General features: G+C 43.7%; 14 protein-coding genes. 2 read left to right on the plus strand and 12 right to left on the minus strand.

The genetic code is table 11. The features are described from left to right. Window positions 1-204: 204 nt before the first annotated feature. The 8 genes from AC4G47_RS14900 to AC4G47_RS14935 form a co-directional block, all read right to left on the minus strand. The gene (locus AC4G47_RS14900; protein WP_491106561.1) at window positions 205-1362 is read right to left on the minus strand and encodes a glycoside hydrolase family 88 protein; all 1158 of its coding nucleotides are present in this window, start codon (window positions 1360-1362) and stop codon (window positions 205-207) included. 94 nt (window positions 1363-1456) lie between these two features. Then, window positions 1457-3031, minus strand: coding sequence for an extracellular solute-binding protein (locus AC4G47_RS14905; RefSeq protein ID WP_491106562.1), 1575 nt, complete (start codon window positions 3029-3031; stop codon window positions 1457-1459). Window positions 3032-3109: 78 nt separating this feature from the next. Further along, window positions 3110-3982, minus strand: coding sequence for a carbohydrate ABC transporter permease (locus AC4G47_RS14910; RefSeq protein ID WP_491106563.1), 873 nt, complete (start codon window positions 3980-3982; stop codon window positions 3110-3112). Between the two features lie 29 nt (window positions 3983-4011). Next, the gene (locus tag AC4G47_RS14915) at window positions 4012-4986 is read right to left on the minus strand and encodes an ABC transporter permease (protein ID WP_491106564.1); all 975 of its coding nucleotides are present in this window, start codon (window positions 4984-4986) and stop codon (window positions 4012-4014) included. Window positions 4987-5214: 228 nt separating this feature from the next. Further along, window positions 5215-7431 carry a helix-turn-helix domain-containing protein gene (locus AC4G47_RS14920; protein WP_491106565.1) on the minus strand — a complete coding sequence of 739 codons (2217 nt, stop codon included), beginning with the start codon at window positions 7429-7431 and terminating at the stop codon, window positions 5215-5217. Window positions 7432-7828: 397 nt separating this feature from the next. Continuing rightward, window positions 7829-8224 (minus strand): discoidin/SUN/FTP domain-containing protein, encoded by a 396-nt coding sequence (locus AC4G47_RS14925; protein WP_491106566.1) that lies wholly within the window; start codon window positions 8222-8224, stop codon window positions 7829-7831. Between the two features lie 487 nt (window positions 8225-8711). Beyond that, entirely contained in the window at window positions 8712-9062 is a 351-nt protein-coding gene (locus AC4G47_RS14930) for a DUF2178 domain-containing protein (protein ID WP_491106567.1), read from the minus strand. A 1-nt stretch (window position 9063) separates the two neighbouring features. Then, complete coding sequence (locus AC4G47_RS14935) at window positions 9064-9291, minus strand: helix-turn-helix transcriptional regulator (RefSeq protein ID WP_458127091.1); 228 nt, start codon at window positions 9289-9291, stop codon at window positions 9064-9066. Window positions 9292-9674: 383 nt separating this feature from the next. On the opposite strand from AC4G47_RS14935, the gene AC4G47_RS14940 reads away from it, so the two are divergent. Next, complete coding sequence (locus AC4G47_RS14940; RefSeq protein WP_491106568.1) at window positions 9675-10286, plus strand: TetR/AcrR family transcriptional regulator; 612 nt, start codon at window positions 9675-9677, stop codon at window positions 10284-10286. After that, window positions 10283-10894 carry a GNAT family N-acetyltransferase gene (locus AC4G47_RS14945; RefSeq protein ID WP_491106569.1) on the plus strand — a complete coding sequence of 204 codons (612 nt, stop codon included), beginning with the start codon at window positions 10283-10285 and terminating at the stop codon, window positions 10892-10894. Before AC4G47_RS14940 ends, AC4G47_RS14945 begins: the two co-directional genes overlap by 4 nt. A gap of 208 nt (window positions 10895-11102) precedes the next feature. Here the strand turns inward: AC4G47_RS14945 and AC4G47_RS14950 are convergent, their stop codons facing one another. The 4 genes from AC4G47_RS14950 to AC4G47_RS14965 form a co-directional block, all read right to left on the minus strand. Continuing rightward, window positions 11103-11432 (minus strand): putative quinol monooxygenase, encoded by a 330-nt coding sequence (locus AC4G47_RS14950; RefSeq protein ID WP_491106570.1) that lies wholly within the window; start codon window positions 11430-11432, stop codon window positions 11103-11105. A 286-nt stretch (window positions 11433-11718) separates the two neighbouring features. Next, entirely contained in the window at window positions 11719-12447 is a 729-nt protein-coding gene (locus tag AC4G47_RS14955; protein ID WP_458127086.1) for an Rv2686c family ABC transporter permease subunit, read from the minus strand. Then, a complete protein-coding gene (locus AC4G47_RS14960) occupies window positions 12444-13157 on the minus strand; it encodes a fluoroquinolone export ABC transporter permease subunit (protein ID WP_458127085.1) in 714 nt (237 codons plus the stop codon). Before AC4G47_RS14960 ends, AC4G47_RS14955 begins: the two co-directional genes overlap by 4 nt. Beyond that, window positions 13154-14008, minus strand: coding sequence for an ABC transporter ATP-binding protein (locus tag AC4G47_RS14965; RefSeq protein WP_458127084.1), 855 nt, complete (start codon window positions 14006-14008; stop codon window positions 13154-13156). Before AC4G47_RS14965 ends, AC4G47_RS14960 begins: the two co-directional genes overlap by 4 nt. Window positions 14009-14262: the final 254 nt, after the last annotated feature.

Genomic DNA, 14262 nt, shown 5'->3' on the forward strand with positions numbered 1-14262 from the left:
TGTTCTTGTCCCGCGACAAGTAGAGTTGCCTTTTGATGGCTTGTACTACCTCGCTTCTAAAAGTACGTAATATTTCGTTCCGATCAACAATATTAACTAAAGCAAATTTTTTTATAACTGTATATTAAATAATGGATGTTTACTAAAAATAGGAAGCCGCCCAAGGGATTGGCTTCCCTATACTATTTTCTACATGATAAGTACTTACCAAAGATACAAATCTTCCCCCTTTAATTTAAAGATAGCTTCAATAAAGTAATAATCTCCATAAATGATGGACTGGTGATGTTCTTTCGCATGATACGCCGCTGATCCATTAATCAGGATGCCGTCACAGTTCTTCGTCCAGTCTGCCCGAGCCTCATCTAATACTTTTAAGAGCTTGATAGCAGCGCTCAGATAAAGATCCTTCTCATGCAGCCCGACAACCTTGGATATTTCAATGAGTCCACATGCAGCAATCGCTGCGGCCGTGGAGTCTTCATATGCGGGTTCTTTTGGCTGCCTAAAGTCAACAGGAATAATTCCGTTTTCCGGAATATTGGCGATAAAATAATGGGCAATGCGCTTTGCCGTATTTAAGTATTCTTCTTTGCCAGTATGAATATAGCTCATCATAAAACCGTAAAGTCCCCACGTCTGACCTCTGGTCCAGGAAGAGCCGTCCTCATATCCTTGTCCGCCATACGTTTTTACGACTCCCCCATTAAATGGGTCAAATTCAACAATATGATTGACGGATCCGTCCGGACGCACAAATGTTTTCATTACTGTATCTGCATGCTTCATGGCAATCTGCATGAAACGAGGATCGCCGGTTTCTTCAGTGGCCCAATAGAGGAGCGGAATATTAAACATACAATCAATAATCGCCCAACCTCGACTATCTTCTTCAGGAAGGTCGTTCCATGCTCGGATAAATTCCCCTACTAGGTTATAGCGACCCGCCAGAAGATTGGCTGCATGTAGCGCCCTTTTTCGGGACTGTGGATTTTGGGTGAGCTTATAGTTTGCGACACTGGTTGGCAGCCACATAAACCCCACATCGTGATGCAATCCGTAATACTGCTGCAGCCCGGCATCCAATTTATCCTCTGAAAGGTTCGCATACCTTTTGTATTTTTCCAGACCCGTTAGATGATACATTTGCCACATCATACCGCCCCAGAACCCATTGGTCCACCAGTTGATTCCGTCAGCGTGCAGCCCGCTTGGATTCTGGACTGATCTGTCATCATGTACTCCATTTATGGTCGTGTAAGGAATTTTATCCTTCGATTTTTCACTCACCCAGTCCATTTTTTCGGTTATGCGTTGAACGACTTCTTGAAGCCAAATATTCGATTTCCCTATGGTTAACATGGCTATTCTCCTGCTTTCCTTATATAGTTTGCTCTTCGTAACCGCTTAGGTTATACGTTTGCTAACGATCTTGCTTCATCCCTGAAAGTCATTTTTATTTACTGCGCTCCTCATAAATCTGTTGTGCCTCATCCAGTTCCGACTGTCCTCCCGAGTTCAGCCACTGTGACCGGAAATCATCAAAGTCTTTGTCCGTGTTGGCTTCACCGGAGATTGCTTTAATATAATATTGAGCCTGTAGTGTGTTCAAAATGGCCTCATATTGGGCTTTGGTCTTCATCACCGTCGACTGCATCAGATCACTAAGGACGGTTACACCTTCCACATTAGTCAACTTTTCTTTGAAAGCCAGTTTTTCAGGAGAATAGTGATGCTTCATCATGGAGCTCACTTTGGCACCGAATGGATTATAGAAACCTGCACCCAGTTCATTCATTAACTCTGTACCTGCCGCTGCTTCCGTAACGACCGCCAATTCACCATCCAGACTATAGGAGTTTCCTTTTTCGCCAAACACTGTCGTCAAGTAGCCTTCCGTATCGGTCGTGACATACTCAAGAATTTGTAAAATTTTAATTCGTTTGGCGTCATCCTTCTCAAGCTGCGCTCCAAACAACAACGGAGGCTGTAAAGCTCCGTTGGCCATCGCATACTTCTTGCCGTCCGGTCCAGAGAATGGAACACCGGGAACAAGTTCAATCCCTTTATCCTTGGAGATCAGGCCAAAGTATCCATCATCATACAGATGGTGCCACATCCCGGTTTCAATGATACCAGTGCGCAGGCTGACAAATTTGGTTTGAATCTCGCTATTGCCATCGGTGATGAATTCGGGATCAATAATGCCCGCCTTATACCATTCATTTAACAGCTTCAACGCATTGCGTGCTTCCTCTGTTATTGCGCCATAAGTTACTTTGCCATTCGCGTCCAGTTTGAACTGATACGGAGCTACTCCGTAAGCTGCGAACACCGTATTGAACAGCTGTGCCTGGGCATCCTTGCCTCGTCCGGTCAAGCCGTACGTATCTTTTTTACCGTTGCCGTCCGGATCATTATTCATGAATTTGTTCAGCACATCCTCCAGCTCGGCAAGATCCTTTGGCGGTTCATTATAGCCAATAGCCTTCAGCCATTGTCCGTTGTAGGCCGGAATAAAACCCGTTGCACCTTCCCCCCATACTTTGGGAACACCCCAGTTCTTGCCGTTGTATGTACCCGGGTCCCAGGCATTTGGATCAACGCTCTCCACATCCGCCGTGTATTTAGGCATGTATTGCTTGATCTCCTCTTGGGATACACTCGCAAGGATACCTTGATCTGCCCATTGCACCACATCGCCTACAGTGCCGTCTACGGAAATAATGTCCGGGATCTGGCCGGAAGCCAGCATGACGTTGAATTGTTCTTTCCAGGTTGCTGTCTCGAAGGAGATATTTTTGAACTTTACATTAAATTTGTCTTCCAGAAACTTCTGTACGTAATTGTTATCGGCTTTAGGGATATTCCAGTTGTTTGCGATTGAAATTTCAATTGGCTTTTCATTAGCTCCATCTGAAGTTTCCCCTGTACTGTTATCAGTAGTCGCACCACCACTGCAACCGCTTATAAGTAATGAAGCCGACATCACTAGGCCCAACATACCGGTATTGAATCTCTTTTTTTTCATCTCTGAATTCCTCCCTTTTGATCTAACTATTCGCATATTTGAATCAAGACGCCCTGAGACAGCTTGAATGAATCCGTGTTATCCTTTGAGCGAGCCTACCATCGTTCCTTTTACGAAGTACTTTTGCAGAAATGGATACACAATAATAATGGGCAGCGCCGTGAACATCAGTGTAGCGGCTTTAATCGGTTCCTGATAACCCAACTCCGAACCCTTAACGTCTGCCGCGAACATGGATAGATTCTCTCCTGTGATGACCACTCGTCTCAGGAACGTCTGAAGCACTTGCTTGGAAGGGTCCTGAATGTATAACACTGCGTCAAACCATGCATTCCAATGCCCTACCGCAGACCATAACGATAAAGTGGCGATAACAGGCATCGATAACGGGAGAATCAGCTGAAACAGAATACGCAGATCGTTCGCCCCGTCTATTTTGGCTGAATCCTCCAGCTCATCAGGTATGTTCTGAAAGAAATTTCGCAGAATCAGCATGGAGAACGTACTAATAAGTCCCGGGATAATGTACACCAGCCGCGAATCCAGTAGCCCAAGCGATTTGATCAGGAAATAGGAAGGGATCATCCCCCCGCTAAAGAACATCGTGAACACAATTAACATCGTATACACATTGCGATGCGGCAAGTATTTGCGGGATAGCGGATATGCCCCAAACGACATGAACAGGATCGAGCAAACGGTCCCCACCACGGTACGAAAAACCGTGTTTCCGAACCCCATCCAGATATCGTGGTTGCCCAGTACCTTCTCCCAGGCAAAAAATGATACCTGCTGTGGATACAGATGGATACCCAATCTCAATGCTTCTGCCGGTGTACTAAACGAAATCGAAAGCATATGGACAAACGGATACAGCATGACAATACACAAGATAATCATGAACGTAATCAAAGAAGCCTGAAAAAGGTTACTGCCCCTGCTATGCTTCACTGCCTTGTCCTCCAATCTGGTTATTCTGTTTAGAAGAGCCCCTGCTGTCCAAACCTTTTAGCCATATAGTTCGTTGCCAGTACCAGCGCAAAAGCAATCACATTCTTGAACAGACCGACCGCTGTCGTCAAGCTGAACTGGAAATTTTGCAAGCCTACCCTGTAAACATAGGTGTCCAGAATATCCGCTACACTATAGGTTGCAGGTGAGTAGAGGTTCAAAATCTGGTCAAAGCCAGCATCCAGTACATTGCCAATGCGCAGAATAAACATCAGTACAATGACCGGCATAATTGTCGGAAGCGTAATACTGAGGGTCTGCCTCCAGCGACTCGCTCCGTCCATCACGGCAGCCTCATACATTTCGGGTTGTACACCTGCAAGCGCGGCTAAATAGATAATCGTGCCCCAGCCGACTTCTTTCCAGATCGCCGAAATGACCAGTGTTGAACGGAAATGATTCGGATCTCCCAGAAAATAGACCGACTCCAAACCCACAAGTTGGAGCAAATAATTGACTACACCGGACGATGGAGATAGCAGTGTGATTAGTATCCCCGAGAGAATGACCCAGGAGAAAAAATGCGGTAGATAAGTCAGCGACTGCGCTACCCTTTTGAAGGCACCTGACCGGATCTCATTAATAAGCAGCGCGAGTACAATCGGCGCCGGGAAGCCAAACAAAATATGCAAAAAACTGATGACGATCGTATTCTTCAGAATCATCAAAAAATCAGGAGATTGAAAGAACAAAAACTCGAAATGCTTGAAGCCCACCCACGGACTTCCCCAGATTCCATCCATAATCCTGAAATCTTTGAAGGCCAGTTGAATACCGTACATTGGGCCGTAAGCAAAGACCCCGTACCAGATCATGACCGGAACAAGCAGCAGAAACAGATATCTGCACTTCTTGTATTCCCTCCATGTTGCTGCCCATTTTGACGGCTGTCCATTAAATGTATTTTTTTTGCCGTCCACTTCCGGATTGTGCACCGGGTTCATGACAACTGCTCCTTTCCAACAATCCAAAATTCCTCAAGCCACACTTCAATCTTAGAATTATGTAAGCGCTTTTTCTATTGCAAGTTCATTCGATTCCTTATAAATTCTTTCACGTTTTCTTATAAAATCTATAGAATTCATAAAAATGACCGCTGCTTGGGTAACATTCGTTAGATGCTCCAAACAACAGTCATATGCACATTACTTCTACATCCATACTTGCTCGTGCTATTCCTTATCCAGAGATATTGAATCTAGCGCTGCTAGCTGTGAATTCCGATACTGTACAGGCGTTACGCCGTAACGTGATTTGAATTTGCTGTGAAAATACTGAGGATTCCGGTATCCGACTTGCGTTGCAATAACCGACACTGAGAGACGTGGCTGATCACGCAGCAGATCCGCAGCTTTTTCCAGCCGCAACCGAGTTACATATTCCGTAAAAGATTCTTTGGTCCCTTCACTGAAAAGTGTAGAAATATAAGCAGGGGCGAGTGAAACCTCCTTCGAGAGGATCTGCAGGGATAACTCTTCATGCAGGTGATCTGCAATATACACCTTCAACGTGCGAATCACATCCATATGTGCATGGTTACCGGCATACTTTAAATGTTCCGTAATCTGCATGCAGAGTCTACGTATCCCTTCAACAGTATCGATCAGCGTATCCTTTTTCAATTCATCAAAGATATTGGAATGCGGCAGAAAGTGCTGTAACTTCAACTCAAGAACCGATTGATACAACTGCATCATTAATTGAAGCACCGCTAGCTCCGCAGTCTCGATCTGCAAATGTCCATTCTGAAGAACCTCCAGAAAGTGGTTAATGAACTCAGCAACTGCTTCCTGATCCCCTGCCTGTAGTGCATTTTTGAAATGATCGTATTGAAACAGATATGGCGCCGTACTCATCTCGAGCACCCTGGAATACGCAACAATTGAATATTTTCCATATAAAAAATGATATCTGCTTGCTTGCTTGGCCATCTGATAAGAATCAGCGAGCGCTTCTGGGTGGTCTACAATACTCCCAACAGCCGCCCCAAATTGTAAACCAAGCCCGGTAGAATGCTGAGCTTCCCGCAAATCGGCCATAATGAGGTTCTCCGCTTTCTCTTCATCAAAAGGAATATAATAAATCATAGCTGCCTCGTTCTCATTCAAGGGAACAACGACGCTATGTAAAGAACGTTTCATCTGTTCATAACGCATCTTCAGGTTTGCACTGCCTTCCTCCAGAATTTGAAGATAGACGGCGCAATAACGGTACCCCTGTTGAATGAACTGCTCGGCTTCAACCTCCAGACTTACACCAAGCAAGAGGTTTTTCAAATCATTTTTTCTGGCTTGGGTTTCGAGATTTACGATCTTTTCCTCCATCAGATGAAAGGTGCTTCCGATAAAAGCATACTCATTACCCAACGACGTGACTGAACTTGAAGTGTGTAGACCTTTAATCTGCATCATCAGCTTCTTTACAGGAATGTACAGTTGCTTGGAGAAAAAGAACGACAACAGTAACCCAAATAGCACAACTACACCGCAACTAATCAGAAGACTGTTTTTTAACTGTTCGGATGACAAAACAAACGAATTCATTGGACGATACATCGCATAAGTCCAATCTTGTTGCGAGTTCGCGGACTCCAGGTAAGACAAAACAGCCTTGCCTTCAGTTCCTTCAATAATCTGTTCTCCACTTCGGGGGTTGTGAATGGTATCTTGCAACAAACTACCGAGAGCCTCATTATACTCGCCAGTATGCAAAAGCTCTTTGCCTAAAGGGTCGAAAATATAGAGCTGGTCCGCCGGGGAACTCAGGATTCGGGAAGCTGCAGTCTGAAGAAATTCCACTCCTACATCCATGTAGAAATAACCCATGGTTGGTACTCCAGGTGTCTCATATGGCAGTTTAATCACATAGGTCATCACCTGGCTTCCATCTGCCAATGTCCGAAGAAGCCATTCCTTAGGCTTCACTTCATTCAGCTTTAGAATGAAACCAGCATCTTCAGAAGTTGTACTCTTCATATGAAAGTTGCTGGCATCCACAACATAATGATGGGCCGGGAAATACACCGTGACATTGGTTAGTCCTTCATTCTCAATCCTGTAGAATTCCAGTTCTTGCCGGAAGGATGCAATTCGGCTCAGATTTCCTTCCCAGCTCTTCGTTAGCAACAAATTCAGATTGAAGTTATTCTGAATAAACCGAATGGAAAGTGCTTTATTTTGTAGGTTGTCTTCATATTTCTTTAATATGGTCTGCTCGATATAATCCTTGGCGGAAATCAGTCGGTTTTTATTGTCTTTGGCAATTTCATCCTCCATCATTCCATTGGCCTGGGTATACCAATACCCACCCATGATACTGATCAGAACTACGGACAAAACGGTGTATGACAATATAAATTTGATGAAAATGGTTTTTCTGTATCCCGGCATTTCGTCCATCCCCTTTAGCTTCGCTCAGCGTGAACTATCCCGTCCAGACAATAATGTATGCGCTATCATAAATGAGGTTATCAATAGGTATTCATATTGCTTAAGCTACCAAAATCATCCTCTATAATCCAGTGTAAAATCTTTAACTACATTCTAATTTCTTTAAATCCGGCTGTGCACCTGTCTAATCCAGTACAAAACAATGCAAAAAATTGTCCCGAAGCCTCCTTGTTAAGAGGCTTCGGGACATTGTACGCTTGCTTTCGTTCAGACAAGCCGATTCATTAAGATGGTCTCTGATTATCCCCCCCCCAGTATTGCTCCACAATTGAAGTTTAGCCAGCAAAGCGGGCCAATCAGATGCAGGAATGTTGGAAAGTAATCGAATCCGGGCTGACTACCTTGGAATCGATGCTGCAATATCATATTGTCCGTACAATTCCACTTCAGCCACATTCCCGTTCCAAGCAGCGCTGTTGTAAATTCTCAGGTAGCGGTAAGCATCATTATCGATTATGTCGTCCTCACCAATGTAAGTCCATTTGCCTTCTACTGTTCCTGTGATGGCTGGAATTAAGTTCGTCCAGCTGTTATTGTCGTTCGAACTTTGCAGGACCACTCCATTCATTCTTGCGGGATAGGAGGCTCTGGGCATCAGCATAATATCGCTCAGCGCTACTGATACATCCGGTCCAAAGTCCACGGTATAGTAGGCTCCCGCACCAGTGGCCAGATCCCCGTAAGTGCCCGTATTGCCATCGAACAAACTCTCTATAACATTGCAGGATTTCACAAACTTCGTCCATTACAAAATCATTCAATTTTTTAAGATATCTTTCAAATCATCAAGGCAGCGTAATCATTTAAATGCTTCACACAAGAATATCTCCTGCCAACAACATAATGAAGAAGCCTGATCCACATGGATCAGGCTTCTTCATTATGTTTCTGGTAGTCACCCTATTTCCATATCACCTGGAATTTTGTTTTCTTTCTTAGTCACTTCCACAACCACAGGCTTCTGCGGGTGTTCGAACGGGTACATTTTTTATGTTTGCCCATCTTAATCAATGTACGATCAGAGCACTCGTACTATTTAACTTCTCTAACAGTGATAATCCTGATGCGGGAAGCGCTTTTTCACACATTTATGGATCATTTTCATAAAGTTCATACAATACCTGTTTATGGTCTACTACAATTTTCGGCGACGATCATACATATTTACTAGCATTGTTTAATCCTCAATCCATAGTTAAGTATCGTTCCCTGACCTTTTCTTATGAAAAATCTTTTTTATATTGGACGGCTAGGTAAATACCACCAGCTAAAAATGCCAGTGTATATTTGAACAAGAAAAAGATGGTCCACATATCGTCTTTAGGAAAAATCATGTCACATAGAATAATTGCCAACAGCATATGTGAACCGCTTTTCAAAAAGATTTTATTTGTCCGTTCGTCGTCTTGCCCAATCTTCTTATAAAATACATAGGCGAAAATCGCACTACCCATAATCAGTAAAAAACCAACTCCAATGAGAATATTCCAATTTCCTGTGGATTGTTCAGCCCAGGACTTTAAAGGGGAAAAAATTGCGTTGTGGATATCTGAGATAGACTTAGTTATCATTTTAATCATTTCCTTTCACATAAGTAAAAATATCGTTTACATCAACACTAAAAAATTCGGCAATTCGAAAAGCTAACAGCAGAGTCGGAACATAATTTCCTTTTTCCATCACGAAGATGGTTTGTTTGGAAACCCCGACTTTCTCTGCTAATTCTTGCTGAGACATTCTGGCAAGTACACGATATTCATAGACCTTATTTGATATCGAATCACCAAAATCTTTCTTCATGACAACCACCTCTTGAATTAGATTATAAATTCGATTGTTATAAAAGTAAAGTAAACTTATATAAAAGAAATAAATTATTTTACTTATGGTTAGATTACTTTGATCTAAAAGAGCCAGAATATTGAGAGGACTTCACGAAATCCATGATTCCGTCAGGTCCACATATCGATTCGGAAAAAGTCTGGTTTAAAGTAGTGCCTAAATCATTGTGTTATCCTGCCCGTTAGCTGAATATAAACAGCCGATCACGTTGATGGGCTACCTTCGATTTGCTCGCGATTCTAACGGCTCATCTACCGTATTCTACTCCACGTTACACGTTGACTATTTGCTTCAATGATTTTATAATGAATAAAAATTCATTCATTAAAGGAGCGGCCAAAATGCCCCGAACACCTGAACAATACGAGGCCATGCGCCTTGCAACCCGCACCAAAATCCAGACAGCGGCGATGCGGCTGTTCGTTCGTCAAGGATACGGCTCCACCAATGTGCAGCATATTGCCGATCAGGCAGGCATTAGCACCGGTCTGCTGTACCGCCATTACAAAACAAAGGATCAGCTATTCGAGGAACTGGTGCAGTTCGCCATGACCGGACTTGAGACGCTGATCGCGAAATTTCAGACCTGTGATGAGCCTGCTGAGGAACTTGCACGGTTCGCGAACGAGGTGTATCTCGATCTCTCTTCCGGCGATGACTTGGGACACCTCTTATTGTTGATGTCACAATCCTTCTTCTCCACGAAGACGGATGGTCGGAAAGAAGCTCTCAAGCAGATCAATACCGATCTACTGCAAGCAACTGCCGAGCTCATCGTCCAAGGACAGCGGCAGGGCAAGCTACGTGAAGGGAACGCTTTTGAGATGGCGCAATATTTCTTTTCCTCCATTCAGGGACTGGCGATGATGAAGGTGATGCTGGAGGAAAAATTCACGATGCCGTCGAGATCGCTCTTGACCTTAGTATTCGTAAAGGAAGGTGAAACGTTATGAAGTACTCGGGCGCATTTGAGGTTGTCCGCGCAGACCGCGCGGGTGTAGAGGTCAGAAACCAGATGGCGGAGATTTTCGCTGACGGCTTCTCGCAGTGGCTCACGTATTTCTCTAAAGACCGAGATGTCATCGCAAAGGCGTTCGCCCATATGTTCGTGCTAGATCAATTTTATGTGGCTCTTGATGGCGATCGGGTGACGGCCTTCGGCGCATGCACGGACTGTCAGAGCTTCTCCCTAGAACTTCAGAGCGCACCGCTCCGCCGACATCTGGGTTGGTTCAAGGGTTCGATGGCCGCACTCATTCTGAAGAGGGAGTTCCAAAAGCCGTTTGTTGACCCGCCGGCTGAAACGGGCTCAGTCGAGTTTATCTGTACTGCCTTATCCTTCCGCGGCCAAGGAGCGGCTTCGGCAGTTATTACACATATGCTAGTTCATTTGCCGTACCGTAACTATCTCATAGAAGAGGTTGCCGATACCAATGTCCCGGCCATCCGATTGTATGAGAAGCTGGGGTTCACGGAGTACAAACGCAAGTCGCTATCTCCCAGGCAGGCCCGCATATCTGGTATTAATCACATGGTCTCGTTGTGTTTGGAGAAGGCCTAAGCCACAACAAGCCTGAACAACTTGCGCTGATAACATTACGGAACGGCATTCCCCCATGATTCGAGGACTTGATCGAGCGCTTCGCCGAACATACCGTCGTAATCCGGATTATGGATCCCGTCGGGGCTCAGTACGTTCAGTCGTATTCCTGTACCTTTCAAATCCATGATCCAGCACCTGAACTTAAAGTGTTAAGGATTCAACGCCATCACGCATTCGTTATATGACTTCCCCATTCGCCCTTTGGTTGCAACCAGCTAACGCTTCTATCCACAATTAATTCGCCCAGTGCTTCTTCATAATTCTTACGATATGGCTTAATGAATTCTTCCGCTAGCCAGCTATCTCTCGTGCCCTGCCATGTTTCATAAATGATCAAGTCATCCGTCTGATCCAGATCGTCCGAAACAATGGCACTAATGAATGCCTTCTCGGATGACATCTCTTCAATCAGGGAAGATAGCTCCTTGCGGAATTCTTCTTTTTTTCCTGGTTTAGCTTTGAATCGAATATTCAGTTGGACTTGTTGATTGGACATGTGGACTCCTCCTATAAGAGTTTCATATTTTTGCAGTGATTTCCGTTACAGCATTTATCATAACGCTGAATGAATAATTCGACAGTAATCTACATTACGCGAGAAGCATACAGTCGAAAGGAAATTCATGCGGGACATGAAACTTGTGCCCAATGAAAACGTTTCAACTTCACCGAACATGCCGCCTTCGCTTAGGATGCAGACCGTATGTTGTTTGCCGTCCGTAGTTGGAAACCCGCTTGCCCAATCCGTTATCATGAGAAGTGTCTTTTTTCGTGGAATATATCTAGTCTGCTCTTTTAACAAACACCCGGATTATCATCATCAGTATGGCAATATGAAAAATAAATCCTACACTAAAATAAGTCAATGCAGCAAATGATTCACCCGATATTCCTGTCATAAAAACCATTGCTGGCCAATAGGTAGGGATCCAAATGCCTACCCATTGCCATGGATGTGGCACAAAGAAAATAACAATAGGGCCAGCAATAAATAAAAGCGCACCTATCTTGTATAAAGCTAATCCCTCTACTTTATTGGCAGAGTAAGCCGCCACCAGCAGTGCAAACCATGGCGCTTCTATGGCCAATAACAATAGCATAAGCAAAATCTCCACACGGAACTCGGTTAGTCCTGAGCATATTATAAACATCACGGTCAGCACGGCACTTAAGATTGAAGGCAAAGTTAATCTGTAAGACAGATAACCTCTTTTCATAAGCGGGGTTACTGCAAAATAGGAGATGAGGTTTTCATCTCGTTCATCCAACATTAATAATCCAGTCATCATACCTAATAGCATGGGGATGGTTACAACCAGAAGAACTGCAGTAAAGTCTCTGAACTCGTTTAAATCGAAAGAGTAACTTGCCTGCAGCCATTGAGCTACCATTGGAAATCCAAACCGAGTGAGTAAGATTAAGATCACTGGGCCCAAAAAGCCAACCAGTAGTACCGGATCCGTTCCTGCGTGACGGATATCGTTCATCAAAAGTACTCGGTACCGATTCACTTTCCAGCTCCCCTTTCCCCAATTTCTCCTAAAACATACTTCTTATAAGAAAGTTTAGCCCAGCTATAGATCGCATAATTCCAAATAATCAAAACAAAAAAAGCATAAAGAATCTCTTGCATTGACAAAGGAGAGAATGCGGATCCTAAAAGAAGTAATGTACCCTCCGTTGGGAGAATCTGAAATAGCCAAGTATTCCATACATCAAAAAAAGCAAGCAAAGGAAGCAATAATGGCAACGCATAGACTTGAGACATCAGGATAAAACCGTTAATCGTCTGGTATCGAACGACAACCCCGATCGATAATAACGTCATCAGACTCGAAGTTAACACCACACCCGCTGAAAACAAAAAAGGGGATTCCGGAACTCCAGTTGATGTAGTATGAATCACCCACGCCGCGATCAGAGATAAAACAGATAATGAAGCTACTTTGGCGAATAAATAATCACGAATATGGATAGGTGTAACAAAAAGGGGATCGTGAACTCCCTGATCTCGCTCTAGAAGCAAGATCCCTCCAGCAAAAATCAATCCCAATGCACTCGGATCGCTAAAAGTTAACACAATGACGGTTTTTTCCAAGTACTCATCAGGGACAAAGTTCAGCAATGTCCAATAACAGGCACACACAAAGGCATACACGATATAAAATCCATGGCGCCACTGGAATCTGATATCAAAAGTAAAGGCAGAAATGAATCTCATACGAGCTCTCTCCCTGTAACTTCAATAAATATTTGCTCCAGTGAAGCCTCTTGGGAATGAATCGTCTCAATTGAATAATTTCGTATAAGACTTAAAAATATTTCATTATCCCCTAGTCCCTGCTGGGGAAAAGCTGCGCTAATTAATTCCCCTTCTTGACGATATTCAACCCTGATTCTTTTTTGTCCCTTACGCAGTTTAAGTTCCCGAGGGGAATCGATAAGTTTGATTTGTCCATCCACGATAAAAGCTACACGATCACATAATTCCTCTGCTGCTTGCATGTTGTGTGTTGTTATTAGAACCGTTTTACCTTCTTCTTTTTTCTCCAGAATGAGATCCTTCATCTGTTTGGCATTGACCGGATCCAAACCTGAGGTCGGTTCATCCAGGAAGAGAATATCAGGGTCATTCAAAAGTGCACGGCAAAAATTCAAACGCATCTTCATCCCTTTTGATAGTTGAGACACCCTCAGATTAGCTGCTTGATCCAAACCCACTTGCTCCAATAACCCTTTCGGGTCCTCTGTTCGCCCAGCATAAAGTGACCGGAAGAGTTTTAAATTTTCCAACACAGAAAACTTGGAGTAAAAGTTTGGAAATTCAAAGGCGACTCCAATTCGTTCATAGTAGTCAGGTCTGATATCCTTGATCTCTATATCCATCACCTTAACACTGCCTTGATACCCTTTCAGAACACCTATCAATATTTTTTGCGTTGTACTTTTTCCAGCTCCTGATGGACCAAGAAAACCAAAGATCTCACCCTTAGGAATATGGAAATCCATACTATGAATTGCAGGCTCTGTTTGTCCCGGATACGTAAATTTAAGGTTCCGTACATCAATCACACCCAATCATCCTCCCCGTCTTTCAACAATGGTTCAATGTACTTACAATTTCGCAACACTCCATCGATCGATAGATCCACAACTAAAATATGAAGATGGCCATGGGATCAGTCTTTCATAAAAACACATCATCTCCTTTTGAGAATTTACGTTAGTATTAAGCCAAAAAAAGACAAAAGGAGCCCGCTGTGTGCAGGCTCCTCCATTTACAACCATTTTCAGTTTATCCATTAAAGTGTTGATGTAAATTTAAC

The organism is Paenibacillus sp. Negev47 (genome assembly GCF_058313655.1).